The sequence below is a fragment of the Alcanivorax nanhaiticus genome, assembly GCF_000756665.1.
In the GTDB taxonomy this organism is placed as follows: domain Bacteria; phylum Pseudomonadota; class Gammaproteobacteria; order Pseudomonadales; family Alcanivoracaceae; genus Alcanivorax; species Alcanivorax nanhaiticus.
In genome coordinates, this window is the sequence record NZ_ARXV01000018.1 from 1 (window position 1) to 17,599 (window position 17,599).

18 protein-coding genes are annotated in these 17,599 nt (G+C 52.3%); 14 read left to right on the top strand and 4 right to left on the bottom strand.

What is annotated here, in order from left to right; all coding sequences use genetic code 11:
- The 3 genes from Y5S_RS16670 to Y5S_RS16680 form a co-directional block, all read left to right on the top strand.
- On the top strand, window positions 1-293 hold a 293-nt coding region (locus Y5S_RS16670), incomplete at its 5' end, for a MafI family immunity protein (protein ID WP_231552731.1).
- 324 nt (window positions 294-617) lie between these two features.
- Window positions 618-1,190: a hypothetical protein gene (locus Y5S_RS16675; protein ID WP_035234660.1), complete on the top strand. Its 573-nt coding sequence runs from the start codon at window positions 618-620 to the stop codon at window positions 1,188-1,190.
- A 19-nt stretch (window positions 1,191-1,209) separates the two neighbouring features.
- On the top strand, window positions 1,210-1,671 hold the full coding sequence (locus tag Y5S_RS16680) for a hypothetical protein (RefSeq protein WP_035234661.1): 462 nt from the start codon (window positions 1,210-1,212) through the stop codon (window positions 1,669-1,671).
- A 103-nt stretch (window positions 1,672-1,774) separates the two neighbouring features.
- Here the strand turns inward: Y5S_RS16680 and Y5S_RS16685 are convergent, their stop codons facing one another.
- From Y5S_RS16685 to Y5S_RS19765, 4 genes are all read right to left on the bottom strand, one after another.
- A complete protein-coding gene (locus Y5S_RS16685) occupies window positions 1,775-2,473 on the bottom strand; it encodes an LPP20 family lipoprotein (protein ID WP_035234662.1) in 699 nt (232 codons plus the stop codon).
- 81 nt (window positions 2,474-2,554) lie between these two features.
- On the bottom strand, window positions 2,555-2,965 hold the full coding sequence (locus tag Y5S_RS16690) for a hypothetical protein (RefSeq protein ID WP_035234663.1): 411 nt from the start codon (window positions 2,963-2,965) through the stop codon (window positions 2,555-2,557).
- 12 nt (window positions 2,966-2,977) lie between these two features.
- Window positions 2,978-4,183, bottom strand: coding sequence for a hypothetical protein (locus Y5S_RS16695; RefSeq protein ID WP_035234664.1), 1,206 nt, complete (start codon window positions 4,181-4,183; stop codon window positions 2,978-2,980).
- A 292-nt stretch (window positions 4,184-4,475) separates the two neighbouring features.
- Window positions 4,476-4,646, bottom strand: a complete 171-nt coding sequence (locus tag Y5S_RS19765) for a hypothetical protein (protein ID WP_156107832.1) — start codon at window positions 4,644-4,646, stop codon at window positions 4,476-4,478.
- 32 nt (window positions 4,647-4,678) lie between these two features.
- Here Y5S_RS19765 and Y5S_RS16700 point away from each other — a divergent pair, with 32 nt between their 5' ends.
- The 11 genes from Y5S_RS16700 (at window position 4,679) to Y5S_RS16750 (ending at window position 17,586) form a co-directional block, all read left to right on the top strand.
- A complete protein-coding gene (locus Y5S_RS16700; RefSeq protein ID WP_035234665.1) occupies window positions 4,679-5,209 on the top strand; it encodes a hypothetical protein in 531 nt (176 codons plus the stop codon).
- Window positions 5,210-5,214: 5 nt separating this feature from the next.
- Window positions 5,215-6,213: a tyrosine-type recombinase/integrase gene (locus tag Y5S_RS16705; RefSeq protein ID WP_035234666.1), complete on the top strand. Its 999-nt coding sequence runs from the start codon at window positions 5,215-5,217 to the stop codon at window positions 6,211-6,213.
- A gap of 18 nt (window positions 6,214-6,231) precedes the next feature.
- Complete coding sequence (locus Y5S_RS16710; RefSeq protein WP_035234668.1) at window positions 6,232-6,723, top strand: hypothetical protein; 492 nt, start codon at window positions 6,232-6,234, stop codon at window positions 6,721-6,723.
- 28 nt (window positions 6,724-6,751) lie between these two features.
- Complete coding sequence (locus Y5S_RS16715) at window positions 6,752-7,015, top strand: hypothetical protein (RefSeq protein WP_035234670.1); 264 nt, start codon at window positions 6,752-6,754, stop codon at window positions 7,013-7,015.
- Between the two features lie 359 nt (window positions 7,016-7,374).
- On the top strand, window positions 7,375-8,244 hold the full coding sequence (locus Y5S_RS16720; RefSeq protein WP_035234672.1) for a DNA replication terminus site-binding protein: 870 nt from the start codon (window positions 7,375-7,377) through the stop codon (window positions 8,242-8,244).
- Window positions 8,245-8,496: 252 nt separating this feature from the next.
- Window positions 8,497-9,492, top strand: coding sequence for a DNA-binding protein (locus Y5S_RS16725; protein ID WP_035234673.1), 996 nt, complete (start codon window positions 8,497-8,499; stop codon window positions 9,490-9,492).
- 137 nt (window positions 9,493-9,629) lie between these two features.
- Window positions 9,630-9,800, top strand: coding sequence for a hypothetical protein (locus Y5S_RS19770; protein ID WP_156107834.1), 171 nt, complete (start codon window positions 9,630-9,632; stop codon window positions 9,798-9,800).
- Entirely contained in the window at window positions 9,788-11,290 is a 1,503-nt protein-coding gene (locus tag Y5S_RS16735; RefSeq protein ID WP_035234677.1) for a UvrD-helicase domain-containing protein, read from the top strand. Before Y5S_RS19770 ends, Y5S_RS16735 begins: the two co-directional genes overlap by 13 nt.
- A 117-nt stretch (window positions 11,291-11,407) precedes the next feature.
- The gene (traF, locus tag Y5S_RS16740) at window positions 11,408-12,433 is read left to right on the top strand and encodes a conjugal transfer protein TraF (RefSeq protein WP_035234679.1); all 1,026 of its coding nucleotides are present in this window, start codon (window positions 11,408-11,410) and stop codon (window positions 12,431-12,433) included.
- 1 nt (window position 12,434) lies between these two features.
- Window positions 12,435-13,868, top strand: coding sequence for a conjugal transfer protein TraH (locus tag Y5S_RS16745; RefSeq protein ID WP_035234680.1), 1,434 nt, complete (start codon window positions 12,435-12,437; stop codon window positions 13,866-13,868).
- 4 nt (window positions 13,869-13,872) lie between these two features.
- Window positions 13,873-17,586, top strand: a complete 3,714-nt coding sequence (locus Y5S_RS16750) for a conjugal transfer protein TraG N-terminal domain-containing protein (RefSeq protein ID WP_035234681.1) — start codon at window positions 13,873-13,875, stop codon at window positions 17,584-17,586.
- The last annotated feature ends 13 nt before the right edge of the window (window positions 17,587-17,599 follow it).

Consider the following 17,599-nt stretch of genomic DNA (forward strand, 5'->3'; position numbering starts at 1 on the left):
GTTTGGAAGGCAAAATGAAGAATGAATATCGAAAAATTGAATCCACACTAGAGCTTTTGCTGATGGCGCTTTCTGATTCGTTTTCTGAATGTGAAAGTATAGAAGTGCAAGAATTTATTGATGCGGGCGAGTATGGTATAGCGCTACAAACACTCATTGATATTATCGAGGAAGAATCAAAGTCAATATCCAAAGAAGCGCTTTTGCTGGCAAAAAAAGCAGGGGAATGTATGAATATGGATAGTAATACTATTGAAAAAAGAGTGTCACGCTACGTGAAGAAGACGGGATGATTTCTATCTCAGGCGGTTAGGGGGATGGCGCTGGTGCCGGTTGTGGCTCACCGACGCCAGCGGCCAAGTAGTTTGGAAGGCGGACTACAACCCGTTCGGTAGGGCCAGTATCACCAGCCAAGGACCGACCTTCAACCTGCGGCTCCCTGTACTGCCCCTCTTTCACATGTGAAAGTTGCGTCCGTACCTTTACGCATCCACACCTGCTCTATCCCAGTATGCTTAACGGAAGCTGCTTAATCGCCTAAAACGGTCAGTTCCAGGTGGCTGCATGTGGGCTTCCTCGTGGTACGGTAAAGGTCTTTCTAACAAAAGGAAAACTTTATGGCCGTTGAAATCAATCAAAAGAAAGGCATGAACAAGATGAAATTTACATTCATGCCTGAACATTTCGAGTGGCAGTATAGCGATGGTTCAAACTCTGGGAGCGTGAACATCAGTTATACGGCGGTGCCAACTGAATCATCGACTAAGACAGAACGAAATCGCTGGTTAATGAATATTGGTATTCTTTGGGTTTGCCTCGCCATGTTTGCGAGAGGATACCAGCTTATCACAGGCACAAATTTAGGGGTTACCCCTTTTGGTGTGTTCGGAGCGGCCCTTGCCTTATGGGCTTACTACAGAACAGTTACGTTTTCTGTATTTGACTTGGGAAATGGCTCTCTTTATGTCTTGCATGATAAGAATCACGACAAGATCCTTTCCGAAATTAGATGGAGGAGAAACGAAATACTTCGGGATAGATATTTGAATGGCGTCGAGGATGTAGCTGGGAGTGCTGAAGAAAAGCAAGACATTCTTCGCTGGTTGGCCTCAGAAGGGGTTATATCAGAACAAGAAAGAGATGAACGCATGGCTCTGCAACGGCAAACAGAGTCACCAAAGTTTCATTGAGATCATGTGAGGTAGATGTATGTATAGAAACAAACAAGCGATGGCTCTGGGATCTTTATTGGTGCTGGTTGTCGCCGGTATTGCCCTGATCATTTTTGCCCTCTGGGTATGGCCGAAATATAACGTATATAAAATGGAACTTAATGGTCGGGCAGCACTGAAGGAGGCAGAGTGGTCGAAGCAAATATTGATTGAGGAAGCGAAGGCAAAAGAACAGGCTGCCCTTATGCAAGCAAAAGCCAGGGTCACCTTAGCAGAGGCAGAGGGTTTGGCAAAAATAGAACAAGCAAAAGCTGAAGGTGCCGCTGACATTGAGCGAGCGAAAGCTGCTGCTGAAGCTAACCAAATTATTGGAGCCTCGCTCAAAGGTAATGAAGAATACCTCCGGTATGTTTGGATTAAAGGATTACAGGACGGCAAAGGCGAGAGAATTTATATTCCAACAGAGGCAGGGCTGCCAATTCTTGAGGCTGGCAAGTAGGTTCTCGACCTGACAAGTATCTCGACTTACCATAAAGGCAAAAAGCTCGACCTAATTGAGTCGAGCTTTGCTTTATCTTTCACATTGATGAGCGACAACACTTCTACAATTCGCTCGTCGTTTCATTTGCTGGCGCTGCAATATCAACAGAAGTGCTTTCATTAGACTGGGCTTCTCGATTTATCCGGCGCTTCTCCAAGCGCTCCTCAAGCTCTTTGAAGGCAAGCCGAATGTCAGTGCTGGTCGTTTCGTTCTTGCTCTGCTGAAGCATGGTGTTGAATTGCTCATAAGGCAGCTTAACCAGAGTGTATGCGTTGAACTTGCCTTGAAGTGGAACCACCTCCTGCTCGATCACTCGAAAGCCCACCACTCGAACGCTATCAACCAGCGTATCAATAAGCTGGGTGTATTGTTCTGTTACTCCAATGTTCGCATTCTCCTGGACATAAGAGCGTTCATTACCAGACAGTTCCTGTTTATAGGCTTTTGCCAAGGCGTACTGCGCTTGCAGGCTGGCCTTTTTCAACGCAGTGTCCAGGGTTTTGCTTTTCCCCATTCCAACCGCGTAAACACCTTCAGAATCTGATTGAGGAGGGGTGATGGCCCAGTCAGGAACGGCATCCATCATTTCCTCAATTTGCTCTTGCTCGTGCTCCATTTTCTCTATGGCCGCATCCCGTCGAATCTCCTGAGCCTCGGCCTCCCGTTCTGCAATATCGTCGGCTGTAGGAGTGCTTGAGCACCCAGCCAGTGTCATGCCAGCAGTAGCGAACATAACGGCCAAACTAATTTTGCTTTTCATGGTTTTCCCCTTGCGTTGTGGTTAAGTAAAGCTCTATTTCTATATGCGAGAATAACAGGATGCTGAAAAATGCAAGTTCGCTTAAACATCGGGTGCTATTCCCGCCCAAAGACAAAAATATCTCCGTCCTTCTATTGAGTAGACACCCTGATTAATAACAGTGAATCCTGATAGCGTGTGGCTACTTTTTACCTCTATTTGTTCAATAAGCTGTTCGCTTACAATGTCATCCGCTTCACTTTCGGTGCTACGTTTCACTAAGGAGCTGGTGGCAGTAATATGGCTGTCGAGAGCCTGCGCTATTGCACCACGTACTTTGGCTCCAGCGATCAGTTTTGCATCGTAAACCTGGTTGGTTATCGGGGCGCAGTACGACTGAGAATGCTGATACGAAGGGTGATCCGAGTCGTCCACCCATGCAGGGCGCTCTGCTCTACAAATCAATGAAAACAGAGTGAGGGCAATTCCAGCCAATAAAGGTATCTTGTTCATAAGCGTCTCCGTTTAATCCGATTCCGGATGTATCACGACTTCAGCAGACAGGCTGGTTAATTGACTAAGTTCTGCTGACGGTATGCCGCTAATCGTCACTGGGTTCTCGATGCCACGATGCACGAAGTCCACAGTGTCTCTGTCAGCCTGATACTGAAGTTTGTATATGTACCCATTCTCTGTCCGCAGATACCCAAAGACATCGACGATTGCCGATATAGGAAGCTCCGCTGAGTACCCTCCGGCTGTGACGCGAATAGAAAAATGTGTTTTCGTTACTTCCTCGTATAGATAATGTGAGAACGAATGCTTTTGTGAATTCCGAGTGTTCTCATGGCTTGTCATAAGTAGCGTGAATTCATTCTCGGGAGCTGGTTCAACATAATTAAAGTAGGCGCTCCAGAAGGACAGGGTGTTTGGTATAGGGGTATGCCATCCAACGAAAACACGCATGTCATAAGTGCCGTCGCCATTATCAATAAACTCTGGTTCAGACAGGGATATTTCCGTGTTCAGCTTGAAGTGCTCCAGGATCTCATATTTAAAGCGGAACCTAGCTGTCTCAAATGCCAGGTCATCGCTTCTCGCTTTGTCCAGCAACCCCCCTTGCTCAAAGTAGTGGCGGACCATCGAGCGGCGCTGTTCCAATTTTTTGACCAGAGTATCTCTACGTTCGGCCAGAGCAGGGCGTGTGCCAGCATCGTTACCCGAACCGTGTTCCAGAAGTGCGGCTACCTTTGCCAGCTCTGACCGGAGCTGCTGGTTTTCGCTTTCCAGGCGCTGGAGTTCATCAGTGCTTCTGGTCCCATTCCGAAGGTGAGCAATTCCTTTTTCTATAGATTCCTTGGATAAACGAACTGTGGACGTGGTGATAAGGGTTAGATGCCCTTCGTCATTCAGCGTCTTTTCCTCCGAGGTTTCCAGGACTTCAAGGTAACCAGCCGTTAATACCCGGATATGTTGCTCGCTAATGCTTCTGTCATTTACCACCAGTGATTGCTCCACATAGTTCCCAGCAAAGTCTGAAGCTGATTTCTTGGATTGCTCTATTGAGATGTTTCGCGCATCAATCAGTGTGTCGTTGTCACCGAGAACGTACATCTCCGTCACTTCAAGCAGCAGGTAAGACTGGGTGTCGTCCAGTACCGTAACCTTGGCCGCAGCATTACTCGTCATCGAGACCAAGATGGCCGCGCATAGAAAAATCAATTTGTTCATCCGTCACCTCGCTCCAATCTCATGCTGGCGCTATCAAGAATACCGGCATAAATAAAAATGCAACCGACACCGTATTACGGTAATTACGATTATGATAATAACGGTAATATCATAAATAGTCTACTTATTAAAATGTATCTTTGAAAAAGTAGAGATTATAGAGTAGGGTAACTGGTGGTATTGCTCGTTAGAAATTGAGGAGGACGCATTGCCGAAGCAGCAGTTATCGAATTACTGCGTGGCCGAGATTACGGACACGCGGATCATCCTTGTGGACCGGGATGAAGGTCGCTCAGTTACGAATGATGCAGAGCGCGTCGTTCGCCAGCTCGACGAAAGCATCAGAGGTGGCATCGGTCATAGGAAGGTTTACTACCGAGATACTGATGGCCGGTTCGATGAGCTGATAACAGAAGGTGGTCGTTTCGTCCGGTTTAGCCCTTGTACTGAAGGCCAGCAGCATCAGCTCAGTGCCGTTCTCGGGACAGTCTCGTTATGAAAGTGGTCACATTTCTAAGTCAGGCGGAAGCGGAGCGCATGACTCCCACACCAGGTAGCGCGATCATCTCCATCACCGACCCAGACAAGCCATTGGCCGCCCTTCCCCGCTGGGAGTCCGTTTACCGAGAATCGTTCTTCGATGGGGGTTACTCAGAGTCCACGATAAAGGCGATGAAGGGAGCCTTCAGGCTCAACTACGCCTCCTACATCTGCTCTGGGCAAGCCCGCAAACTGGCAAGCCATATTGATGACCTGGTGGCCGCTGGTCGCGAGGAAATCTTCGTTCACTGCTATTTTGGCGAGTCCAGGAGCGGAGCTGTGGCGAAGTATCTCCAGGACAAGCACGGCTACACCCCGAACAAAGAGATTCGCAAGCCAAACAGAACTGTCTACGAGCTGCTGACTGATCCGGACAAGTACGAACCGTTGATACAAAGCCTCGAAACGCAAGATATAAGCCCGGAGAGGAGCTTGCTCAGCAAGATATGGTATTGGGTGCTGGTTGCAGCGGGCGTTAAGAGGTAGCAATTATGTCCCATCAGAACAATGGCCGCGGGCAAGAGCCGACCTTTCTACCTGCATCGCCGACATTTGCGGCCCTTAGCGCTGAAGCGGCAGCGACCAGCGTTGGTGCCGTTGAAAAGAACCCCGCAATATCCTATCTCATGAGCCTCCAGGCCGAGTCGAGCCGGTTGTCCATGGGGTCGTTCCTCAACAATATGGCGAGAATGATGGGGTTTGCGAACCTGCGGAACTGCCCGTGGGGGATGCTTCGCAGACACCATGTTCAAGCTATCCTGACGATGTTGAGTGACGCCGCGAAAGCGCCAGCTACCATCAACAATTACTTGGCGGCCATCAAGGGCGTCGCGCTCGAAGCGTGGACCCTCAAGCTCATTGATACCGATTCCTACCAGCATATAAAGCAGGTCAAGTCAGTTCGTGGCTCTCGTCTTCCAAAAGGTCGAGCACTGGATCCTGCTGAAGTCAGGCAGCTTTTTTTCACATGTGAAAGCGACACCTCTGCAATTGGGGTCCGCGACGGCGCGATTCTTTCCATACTGGTTGGCTGCGGCCTGCGTCGAGCAGAAGTTGTGGCCCTCGATTTGTCCGGATACGACCGCAAGGAGCGCTCTCTGAAGGTTCTGGGTAAAGGCAACAAGGAGCGGCTCGCCTTTCTGCCAGACGGAGCGTTTCGACGCCTAGAGGTTTGGGTAGAAGAGGTGCGGGGCGATGTCCCTGGGCCGCTATTTACTCGTGTGCGCCGGTACGACGATCTGACCTATGACCGTCTTTCCAGTCAGGCTGTTTACCACATCCTCAACACACGGAGAGTGCAGGCCGGGATTGAAAAGTGCGCCCCCCACGATCTCCGGCGAACCTTCGCTTCCTCGATGCTGGGTAATGGGGAAGACCTCATCACAGTAAAAGACGCCATGGGCCATGCGAGCCTCACGACAACCCAGAAATACGACTTCCGAGGCAACGAGCGGCTGCGCGACGCCAGCAAGCGCCTGGATATTGGCTAAGGCATCGAGGAGGTGACCATGACACATCAAGACGGTTTTGGAGAGACGTTGAAGTTCTACGCTGACCGACACCCCGATCCTGGTAAGCGGACAGCGTTGAATGTCCAATACACTTATAGCCGCAGCGGCAGAGAGACCCTCAGCGTTGAGATGGTGCAGATTCAGCAAGCCGGAGCCCCGCCTGACTGGGGGAGCAAGGTTATCGTGCAACTGACGCAGGGTGAGTTAACGGCCTTCTGTAGCGTTCTCTTCGGTCTGCGGCCAGAGATGAAAGGCTCATATCACGGTGACGCGCATAACAAAGGCGTGGCCGCGTACAATAACGGCCAGAAAGGTGCGTCCATATCGGTATCAGAGAAAGGTCGCCAGCTTCATCACATGCTTCAACCGGACGACAGGCTAGACCTCGGCGTATTCGCATTAAGACGCCTTGCTGAAGGCTGGAGGGTTTCCCCATCAGATGCAATAGCACTGCTTCGCCAATCGGCCTGGATGGAGCGGAACCCGTAACAATCAACCTCGACAGACAGGAGATTCCATGCAAGTCACAATTCATCCCGAGGTGCTCAAGGAGCTGGAGTATCTGGTGGAGCTACACCAGCGCCACGGAGCCCCCAACACACAGAATAACGTGGAAGACCTGGTAGCGTATGTTCTGGCGAGCGTGGCTGATGGAAGCCGACGCCCTGGCGCATGGGAGCGACAGTTACTGGAGCTGATGGGTCTCGTAGCTGAATCCGACGAGCACCAGCACTACCGTTCCCATTATGGCCCCCCTGAAGGGCCACCCAAAGGAACCTGAATTCAAACCCAAGGCCACCGTTCGAGTGGCCTTTTTTTATGCGGAGGGAACGCCTCTCCTCTATCACCGGAATGTACTTTACTTGCAAAGTTAGACCATCATGCAAGGTAGAGGGAAGAGCAATCCCAGCCCGAACCCTCGGCGTTCTTATCCGACCCCTTACTGGCTGTCCCTTATCTTTTCTCTCTCTCTTTCTCTCTCTTTCTCAATCTAATCTCAGCGCGGTCGATCAGGAAAGGCACCCCTCAGCCGGAGCGAAGCGAAGGCTGCACATTGGATTTCCCCCTCGCTGCATGATGGTCTAATATCTGTATAAGAGGCGCTCTTTGCGCCGACAGAACAATTCCAACGGAGGCACCATGACTGTCATTTCAGAACATTTCGACGCAATGCACCGGGACATCCGGGCTCTCAACAACATCCTGAAGCGAATGCGGCCAATGGCCGCCCTCGCCTACCCGCTGCCTAATACTCCCAAAGGCATGGAGAGCGAGCCGGTGAAAACAATCCCTGTTCGTGAGCACACTGGAGAAGAAGCTGTTTCGCTGGCCGCAGCCTGCTACCAGGATCTGCATATCAATCCCAGCTATTCACAAAAAGTCGCTCGGCGGACGGTCGGTGCGATCTGGCTCTCCCCTCTTCGGGACGCATCTGCCCTGGAGATTCCAGACTTGGTGGAGCGAATCAACGCTGCAAAGACCGCCATCGAGGAGTATGTAATCGGTACATTCAGCACCCGGCAGGAGCGCTTTGAAGCGCTGCGGGCGGAATGCCCTGGGATCATGACCATGCACCTCTATCGGCATATCCGATGCTTTACCCATGAGAAAGTCCTTTCGGTGCGATTCACATGGCAACGGAAGGATTCACTATCTAAACCAGTGAAGAATGACCTGGTTCGACGTATCTCTGAAGAACTGGAACGGTCGGGTCCAGACTATAGGTTGCCCCTGGAGCAACTCCTCTCCAGGTTAGACCGAGTTCCAGAATCATCACTTCGGGTGCGCCGACAGGTGCGGGTCCAGCCGGTGGCGAACATCCGAGTAGGTGACGGGCTCAAAACGGTGACCGCTCCAATGCCGTTGCTCTTTATCCAGGAGCAACCGATTAAGCATAAAGCTCTGGCAGAGTTTCGTGCTGAAGATCAAAGAAAGACCCGCTCTGACAAAGTGGCCGCAGAGATACTGGGAACCTTTGGCGGCGTCACGATTGAAGCCTTTCCTGCGTGACGGGAAGGGCTTTACAGCACCCCTCGAAACAACGGTATAACTCTCTCTTGCCCTTCTGACCGCTCGCCTCTCTAACATCCAGCCTTGCTCATAAGACGGTGTATCGCGCCAGCGGTGACCCCATTTGCCCTGACGGGTACTCCAATCTCACAACTCTGTTCCGATTGCACAAAATCAGTGCCATCAAGGTGAATATGCGCTATCATCACCAGTAATTACGATAATTACGGTAATAGACGAAAGGAGATGAAGATGGCTCGAAAACTCGTATCTCAAGAGGACGTGTATGAAGCGGCTGATGAAATGGTCCGTGCAGGCAAGACGCCCACGACGATAGGCGTTCACCGGATGATAGGCCGGGGCAGCTATACGACCATAGGGAACTACCTGAAGCAGTGGGAAGTGGAAAATGCCGGTGATGACCAGGTGGAGGTTCCGGTAGAAGATGAGGTTGTGCCTGACTCTATTGGAAAGGACGCTGACCTCTTTATCCGGAAGCTATGGGTGATGGCCCGCAAGCACGAGCACGATCAGTTGCAGGGGGAACGAGACGAACTGAAACGCCAGCAAGCCGAACTCCAGGAGGAAGTCCAGGAGGTCGTAGACGCTTCCAACGATATGCAGGAACGCATTGATGATCTTGAGGAGGCCCTGCGCAACAGCAGCGCCCGGTACGAGAAGGAGCAAGAAGCGCGTATCGAGGCAGAACGGCAGGCATCGCTTTCCGAAGCATCGCTTAGCCGCGCACAAAATGATTTGGTGTCGCTGGAAGGGAAATTGTCAGCGGCCACGAGCAAGTACGAAGCCAAGCTGGAAGAGGTGGCAACCCTCAATGGAGACGTTTCTCGCCTGAACACAGATGTTTCACGCCTAAACCGAGACCTTGAGCAAGAAAAAGAGCAAACCGAGCGTTTGAGCCAAAAACAGGCAAATACAGAGGCGTCGCTTAATGCAGAGAAGAGTAAGAATGAGGGACTGCAAGAACAACTGCGCCAGCTCCAGCAAAAAGAGCAAGAGCAGCGTTCTGAACTTGATGAGGCAACGACAGAGAAAGCCCGCCTGGCATCAGAGAACGCTAACCTTGCGGGCCAACTGGAAGAGCGTTCTCGCCAGATGACCCAGCTTGAAAAGCGCCTTCAGAAAGCCACCGAAAATATTGAGGCACTGAAGGCGGCTCAGCGATCCAAAGCGAAAAAGAAAAGCGATGGAGAAAAGGAGGCTGGCGGCAACACTACTAAACAGGAGTAATCATGCACCGCCAACATCGGCAACCGAAGTATAGAGCCCACTGGATCGCTAGGGCTCGCATTCTACTGAGGCGCATTAATGCGGCCATAGCACTCTCCGAACGGTATGGCCGCACTGCATTGGAGTGGCTGCTCCCTATGCGAGAATGGGTCCGGGAGATTGTCAGCCTCGATGCTCCGTCTTGGTGGAGCGAGGAGGATTGTCTGACAGTCATCCCCAACGCAGAGAGCCGGGTCATCCAGTATGTGAATACCATCGAGTCGCTGCACTCGCGCTATCCGAAGCGAGGCGAACAATGGGCCGCGTAACACTGGAGAAACTTCCGCCTGACACCCCGGAGCAATCGCGAATAACCCAATACAAAGGTTCCAGGCTCGTCGTAAAAGCCTATGCAGGCACCGGCAAAACTTCGACGCTGGTGAAGTACGCCCTAATGAACCCACGGGACAGAATCCTCTACCTGGCGTTTAACCGAGCCATACGGGATGAGGCGCTATCCAAGTTCCCGGCCAACGTGGATTGCAAAACGTCCCATCAGATAGCCTTTTCTGCTATCGGTCGCCAGTACGGCCACAAGCTGAAGAACAACCTTCGCCTGACGGACATTGCTCAGGCACTCCCTTCACCGAACTGGACACTGGCGAAAGACATTTCAGAAGCCCTGAACGCTTTCCTTGCCAGTGCAGACCCGCGCATTCTCGATGTTCACTTTTGCCGCTCTGAGCGAGTCCAGGGAAAGACGCGGAACCAGGTCATGTATCAGGGGCAAGTTCTGGATGGAGCCCAGATGATATGGCAGAGGATGATCGACATCGAGGATAGCTTCCCCATCACCCATGATGCGTACCTGAAGCTATACCAGCTCAGCCTGCCGAACCTGGCACGGAAATACACGACCATCCTTTTCGATGAAGCCCAAGACTCCAACCCCGTGACCAATCACATTGTTCTTCAGCAAAAGTGTAAGGTGATATACGTTGGGGACGACCACCAGCAGATATACCGCTTCAGAGGGGCAAGTAACGCACTTCAAGCGCCATTCCTTAGCAATGCAGATACTTTGTACCTGACGCACAGTTTTCGCTTCGGCCCACAGGTTGCAATGGTCGCGAACGCACTTTTGATGCTCAAGAAGGAAACCAAACCTGTCATCGGGCGCGGTTCTCAAGACCAGGTAGTGACCTCTCTCCCAGAGGGAACTGGCGGATTTACCGTTCTATCCAGAACTGTCATTGGTGTAATCACCAATGCCTTGGTAGCGGCCATGAGCGGTAAGCGCATCTATTGGGTCGGTGGCATCGAAGCCTACCAGCTCGCTGAACTTGAAGACCTGTTCTGGTTCGCCAGACGACAAAACGACCGAGTGCGCAACCAAAAGCTCCTCAAGGAGTACCGGGATTTCGAGGATTACGAGGACATAGCAAAGGCCACCAAAGATCCAGAGATGTTCCGCTCCATCGCACTACTGAACGATTTTGACGACATTCCTGGTCTGATTGCGCTGATGCTCGAACAGACGGTCACTGACCCGGCCAACGCCGACATAACAGTTTCCACGGCTCACCGCTGTAAGGGGCTTGAGTGGCAATGCGTAGTGTTGGCTGACGACTTTCCAGACGTATTCGATCCAGAGCTGGAACCAGAAGACCGCGAAGACGAGGTAAACCTCCTCTATGTGGCCTGCACCCGAGCCATGCAAACGCTTGTGATCAACCAGTCAGTGGCGCTCATTTTGCGGTATGCCAAAGGGCTGGCAGCCAAAAAGCGAGCAGCCTTGGAAGCGTCGAACTCAGAGTAGGGAAAAACTTATGGCAGGTGGCTCTATTCGCCCGTTTTGGGCGGTTCGACGTGCCTACTGAAAAGGTAAGCTCCAGTAACATTCTCAGCTAACATCCATGAACTGTGTCCTGGACCTATGCTGAGATTCTACAAAACAATTTTGCTGGCGCTTGGGGTAACCCTTATCGCGCCGATGGCTTACGCTCAGGAGTCTGATCCTGACAACCGCTTTTACGACCGCAAGGCCGAAGGCTGGTTCTGGTATAAGGAGGAAATCCCCGAGGAGGAGCCTGAACCTGAAAAGCCAGAACCCCAGGTCGTTGCCGCCCCACCACCACAGCAGCCGGAGCCTACAGCTCCCGCGCCAGCGGTCCCTCAAGGCCCCGCTGTCTTTTCCGCTGCATGGTTTAGAGAGAATCTGCCGAAGTATAAAGACGAGGCTTGGAATAACCCGACCATAGAGAACGTCCGGACCTACATGTACCTCCAGCGGTACGCCATGGACCGTAGCGAGCAGTTTGCTGATGCGACCGAATTGGCAGTAGTTGGCGACCCATTCCTCGATGAAGAAAGTCGGCGACCCTCAGCCACGTTCGCCTCTCAGAAGCTCGACCGGTGGGCAGGCCAGGAAAAAGACCAGTTAGCACACAAAATCGCTCAGAAGGCCGGGATCTTCTTTTTCTTCCGGTCAGACTCCGATACTAGCCGCGTCCAGGCTCCCATTCTGAAGATGCTGGAGCTTCGCGACGGGTTCACCATCTTGCCTATCTCGGTCGATGGAAAGCCGCTTCCGGATGGGATATTCCCAGACTTTCGAACCGATCAGGGTCAGGCAGAGAAACTCGGCGCGGAAGTATTCCCCTCTCTCTACCTCGTTTCCGAGGACAGGGAAGTCGAGCCCATTGCTCAAGGCGTTCTCTCCCTGGCTGATTTGAAGCACCGAATTATCTTGGTCGCCAGACGACGCGGTTGGATCACCGAAGAAGAGTTCAACAAGACCAAGCCCATCATGAATCTGGACAACAACATTGCGGCCATTCTCGATGCTCAATCCTATGAGCTTTCGTCCATGGCAAAAGATAGCAGCGACTCTGAAACAAACTTCATACCTCCGGAGAAGCTGAGCGAATTCATTAAACAAAAACTTCACCAGGAGCGCTGATATGAAGAATGGATTACATCGCGTTAAACAGGTCACAGCGGCTGTGACCTTGGCTTTCGCCGCCCTTACGGTGCCCAGCATCAGTCACGCCGACATTCAAGATGAGCTGGATAGCTTTTTTGGCGAAATGAGCAACGCCACCTCACCCGGAGTGTTCGAGACGCAGCGACGGGGTGTTTTCTCTGGTGGACGCTACACAACGAAATCCAAAATCTTTGATGAGAACCTGGTTAGCTTTGCTCCGCCCTCGTGGAAAGGGGGATGCGGGGGAATCGACATGTTCAATGGGTCTTTCAGTTTCGTTTCAGCAGAACAGATTGTTCAGCTTCTGCGCCAGGTGGCAGCGAACGCCAAAGGCTACGCCTTCCAGCTCGCTCTGGATAATGTCTGTCCTGACTGTTCAAAGCACATTGAAGCATTCCAGAAAAAGATACAGGCCCTTAACCAGCATCTCGGCAATTCATGCCAGCTTGCCCAGGGCATCGTAAATGACGCGACCTCAGCCTTTGAGCTGAAGGGCAAAACAGATGCTTCTATCGCCGCCACAACAACCGGCCTTGTATCAGATGTGTTCGGCTCACGAGAAGAGACCGAAACCGGGCGCTCGCCTGAAGAGGAGCTTGGTGAGGATGAGCTTCTGCGTCGCGAACTGATTGGCAACATCGTTTGGCAGCAACTGAAGAAGCAAAATGCCAGAGCGTGGTTCACCTACGGAGATGACGCACTTTTGGAAACCATGATGAGCCTTACCGGGACCATCATTCGTAAGCCGCCAGTCATTGACCCCAACCATGTCGGTGACCCCGCTGATGCTGGCAAAACCCTTCCCCTTGAGACCAAGCCAGCCAAGCCTGACATTCTGAGGGCAATCCTGGAAGGTGGAAGTGTCAAGATTTACAACTGCGACACCGACGACAAGTGTTTCGATCCGGGTGAGGCGACCGTAAATATCGAGGGTCTTGGCAAGAAAGTGGAAGACATGCTTCTTGGCACTGGCAGCAACCCAGGCATCATTGCCAAGTTCGCCAGAAACCAGGGGACTCTGAACGCCCAAGAACAAGCCTTTATGTCAAACCTACCTGCTGGCTCAGGGACCATCGTTCGTAACCTGGCGGTGCTATCCGAAGATGCTTCCAGAATCTTTGCGCTGAAAGCCTCGAACACCATTGCTTTGACCATGGTTTACACGACAACCGAGGAGCTTTTCAGGGCTGTAAATCTGGTAGTGAGCCAGTCAAAGGCCCCTCACCAATCAGAAGCCTTCGAGCTGATCAGTGAATCACAAGACAAGGTGCGCAACGACTATCAGGAACTGCGCTCCCAGTATGGCGATGTTGCTGACCTCATCGAGCACTACAACAACATGCTGGATAACCTCCGTAAGCAACGGTACGTGCTGAGCAGTCTGACAACACCGCAACGGACGCAGGAGTAACCGTATGTTCGAGATATTTTCCGTTGGGGACGCAGCGTTCCTAGAGCAAATCCTCATGGCTGTCGCTATGGTGACATCCATGGGGTCGTTCGAGCAGATGGTCAGCGTGGGCCTTTTGCTCGGCGTCATTATGATTTTTGTTCAAAGCATCTTTCAGGGGGCGAAGCAAATAAACTTCCAGCAGGTGCTGGTGGGTTACCTGCTTTACGCCATGCTGTTTGTGCCCACCGTCACGGTCGTTATCGAGGACTCGTATACGGGGCAGGTTCGGGTTGTCGATAACGTCCCATTGGGGATTGGTGGTGCTGGTGGAATAATTTCTTCTGTCGGCTACAACATCACCAATCTCTTTGAACAAGGTTATGGAGCTATCGTCCCTTATGTCACCGAGTCTCACTTCGCAGAGTCACTCAAGATCCTGAACGATGCCCGTAGGCGCATTGCTTCAACGCCTGTCTATACAGCCATGAATTTGGCGGTCGGCGGTGATGCAGACGTGCGAAAGTCATGGAACAACTATATTCGGGAATGTTCACTCACTGCGGTTGATCTCGGTGAGAAAAGCCTGGACGACATGATGGGTGGGGAGCTGCCGCAGGCGCTGAGGTTCGATTCCAGCCTATACGGAACCAGGCTTTACCTCGGCAGCGCCAGCGGGACGGATTATACCTGTTCTGAAGCATACCCACGGCTCGTGAATGCCACTGACAGCGCAATCAACAGCGCCCCAATGTCTGATGCTTTGCTCAACGTGCTCGGCGTGGACAACACCTACACCGGGACATCTGGGCAAGGTTATGTTACGAACGCGCTGGGATCTTTGGGGGTTACCTCCACAGCAGGAACCGCCTACCTCACCGCAGCCGTGCTGGAGCCAATCTATTATGAGGCGGCGCAAGGTCGATACGCGGACTTCCAGGATATGGCCTCGGCAACGATGATTAATCAGGCTATCCAGCAACGGAACACGCAATGGGCGGCTGAGCAGTCCATGTTCATGACAATTGTTCGCCCGATGATGACCTTCTTTGAAGGATTCGTGTATGCCATTACGCCACTGATGGGTTTCCTCATTGTACTGGGTAGCTTCGGGATGGGGCTCGCCGGGCGGTATTTCCAAACATTGCTATGGATCCAGTTGTGGATGCCTGTCATGTCCATCATCAACCTCTACATCCATACTGCGGCCAGCAATGAGATGGCGAGCCTTGGTAGCAACCTGACCTCGATCTACGCGCTGAACTCCGCTAGTGACCAGCTCCAGCACTGGATAGCGACAGGCGGTATGCTCGCGTCGGCAACGCCTATTATTTCGCTGTTCGTAGTCACCGGCTCAACCTATGCCTTTACAAGCCTGGCTGGGCGCATCAGTGGCAAGGACCACATCGACGAGAAGGTCCAAAGCAAAGACTTGGTTGATAACGGGCCAGTGATGCAGAGTTCGGCCTCTAATGAGTACACCGACCTTACCGGCATGGCTGCGTCAGGAGCCGCTGGATTGATGGGCTCAATCTCGTTCGGCTCTGGGTTGAGCAGTATGACATCCTCAGCACAACAAAGGATGGCTTCTGCTCAGCAAGCGTTCTCCAGCTCTCTGGGATCGAGTTTTTCTAGCGGGACCATGAGCGGTCAGACCTACGACAAAGCCGCCTCACTCGGGCGCACCCACTCTGCCATGTACGGTCGATCTGAAGGTATCGTGAATGAACGTGCAAACCAGATAATGGAGAACACCTCCATCGGTTCCCAACATGCCGACGCAGTAAAAGGAATAGTATCCGCTGTTGCCAGTGGTGCTGTTTCAGGTAGCGTCGGAACCAGCATGATTTCACAACTTGCAGAGACTGCGGTAACCAGTGACGGAGCCTCCCGCACAACGCCAATAGATGCTGGAGATGGCTCTGGTGAAGGAGCTAATGCCAATCGGACGGAGAAAGCTGAACGACGTGCTGCACGACAAAACAGCAACAGCGGAAAGCTCGGGCTTGATATTGGTGCTGAGGCCAAATTATCAGCAGGTGCAAATAAGGAAACTACGGACACCCGCAGCTCCAGTGCGAACGAGAGCGCTGCTATATCTGACGCGCTTCGCTTTACTCAGCAGGAACAGTCACAGGTATCAAACAATTTGGCTAGGGCCGTATCCACAGGCAACACCGAGTCGCTAAGCCAAACGCTTGGACAGCAAGAGACCAAAGCGCTTACTCAATCAGCGCAGAACCTCGTCAGCTCCAGCGATTCGTACTCACAAGCGAACTCGATGAATCAACAGTATGGCAATCTAAATAATCTTCGCCTTCGTGATGTGGGTTCTCAGGTTGGCGGTAACAGTCAGGCGATGTCTGATCTAAACAATTATTGGAACACCGGCGGGGTTGGTGCGGAGACCAAGGCCGAAGCGCAGCGTTTGTATGAGCGCTACAGCGCACCTTCGACGGAAGGTGGTTACGGGCTGGATAAAAACGCTGCCCTGGCGGCAGCGCGAATCAAAGCACTTCAGAATTCCAATAACCATGCGGGCACCTCTGATCAGCAATACCAAAACAACTTCAATGCCGCTCTCAATGCTGTAGGCACAGGAATGGGTCTTGCGACCGGTCAAGCTGGCGGATACGACAGCAATGCCGGGTTGCAGCAAGTCGGTAACAATGGCCTCAATGCGGAAGTGCAAAACGGTACTGCTGGTGTAGAAGCTGCTGTTGCGGGGGCCGGTGCTATTACGATGCCTCAATCTGGCTATCCAACACACTCTGATCCTGCGTCTTCCAGCGGCACACCAGGCGTTATTGCAAGCGCAGGTGCAGCCAACTCTGATGCTGTTCGAGGCACAGGAGCAGACTGGCAAAACACCCGCAATGCAGAAGCTGAAGCTGGCGCAAGAAGCCAGCTACTTAACAACGGCCCAGAATACAGCCGCATGAGTGCCGCTGAGTTCTATGGTGGCGTAGAAAATGCCTCCGACTGGGTTGGTCGCAGAATGCAAGAAGCGGAGAATCTTGGGGAAAGTGTCTTTAATGCAGCTAACGAGGGCATGACGGTTGGCTCAGCCAATTTTGACCAGCGCCTGGACGAATTGAAGAATGACCCAGCGCTCAGGCAGGAAGTCATCAATGCTGCACGGATGAGTGATGCGGAGCTTGAAAGCTCAGGTATCGGCGGCTCGATTCTGTCAGGTCTTTCAAGCATGGGGCGTTCTATTATGGGAGCTGCCGCTGCGGGCATGGAGCTGGCGCAGGGTGAGATCGGTTTCGATGATTTGAAGAACATGTCCTTCGAGGAAAAAGGCATGGTTTACGAGGCCGCCTTGAGCCATGCAATGGAGACGGGTGGACAAGCGGCTGTGCAGGCGTTTGAACAAACCCATGGAACTGAATTCCGAGAAGCATTCTACGAGGAGGCCATGTCGAGAGGGTTGACGCATGAGCAGGCCCAAGTCTACGCGCAGTCCTTCGACATGAATGTGATGGGTGATAGCCCTGAACGCCAGGCGGCGATTCAAGAGTTGGCTACCACCTACGCGGAACGTGATGCTCAAGGAAACGTGATGCGAGATGAGAGTGGTGCGCCAGTTCTGACTGAGCAGAACCAAGAGTTTGTGGACCACATGGTTCACACCATCACAGAATCAGCCAGGGCCGGATCCACAATGTCTGGTAGTTACATGACAGGCATTGCCCACTACAACAATTCTACTGGTAGAGGTGGCGGCGTACTCTAAACGCTAAGAAAAG

Bases quoted from the DNA above. Each gene is read 5' to 3' on its own strand.
- Y5S_RS16710 (WP_035234668.1), top strand. From the start codon at position 6,232: ATGACACATCAAGACGGTTTTGGAGAGACGTTGAAGTTCTACGCTGAC.
- Y5S_RS16675 (WP_035234660.1), top strand. From the start codon at position 618: ATGGCCGTTGAAATCAATCAAAAGAAAGGCATGAACAAGATGAAATTT.
- Y5S_RS16680 (WP_035234661.1), top strand. From the start codon at position 1,210: ATGTATAGAAACAAACAAGCGATGGCTCTGGGATCTTTATTGGTGCTG.
- Y5S_RS16685 (WP_035234662.1), bottom strand. From the start codon at position 2,473: ATGAAAAGCAAAATTAGTTTGGCCGTTATGTTCGCTACTGCTGGCATG.
- Y5S_RS16720 (WP_035234672.1), top strand. From the start codon at position 7,375: ATGACTGTCATTTCAGAACATTTCGACGCAATGCACCGGGACATCCGG.
- traF (WP_035234679.1), top strand. From the start codon at position 11,408: ATGCTGAGATTCTACAAAACAATTTTGCTGGCGCTTGGGGTAACCCTT.
- Y5S_RS16750 (WP_035234681.1), top strand. From the start codon at position 13,873: ATGTTCGAGATATTTTCCGTTGGGGACGCAGCGTTCCTAGAGCAAATC.
- Y5S_RS16700 (WP_035234665.1), top strand. From the start codon at position 4,679: ATGAAAGTGGTCACATTTCTAAGTCAGGCGGAAGCGGAGCGCATGACT.
- Y5S_RS16745 (WP_035234680.1), top strand. From the start codon at position 12,435: ATGAAGAATGGATTACATCGCGTTAAACAGGTCACAGCGGCTGTGACC.
- Y5S_RS16695 (WP_035234664.1), bottom strand. From the start codon at position 4,183: ATGAACAAATTGATTTTTCTATGCGCGGCCATCTTGGTCTCGATGACG.
- Y5S_RS19765 (WP_156107832.1), bottom strand. From the start codon at position 4,646: ATGCTGCTGGCCTTCAGTACAAGGGCTAAACCGGACGAAACGACCACC.
- Y5S_RS16725 (WP_035234673.1), top strand. From the start codon at position 8,497: ATGGCTCGAAAACTCGTATCTCAAGAGGACGTGTATGAAGCGGCTGAT.
- Y5S_RS16705 (WP_035234666.1), top strand. From the start codon at position 5,215: ATGTCCCATCAGAACAATGGCCGCGGGCAAGAGCCGACCTTTCTACCT.
- Y5S_RS16690 (WP_035234663.1), bottom strand. From the start codon at position 2,965: ATGAACAAGATACCTTTATTGGCTGGAATTGCCCTCACTCTGTTTTCA.
- Y5S_RS16715 (WP_035234670.1), top strand. From the start codon at position 6,752: ATGCAAGTCACAATTCATCCCGAGGTGCTCAAGGAGCTGGAGTATCTG.
- Y5S_RS19770 (WP_156107834.1), top strand. From the start codon at position 9,630: ATGCGAGAATGGGTCCGGGAGATTGTCAGCCTCGATGCTCCGTCTTGG.
- Y5S_RS16735 (WP_035234677.1), top strand. From the start codon at position 9,788: ATGGGCCGCGTAACACTGGAGAAACTTCCGCCTGACACCCCGGAGCAA.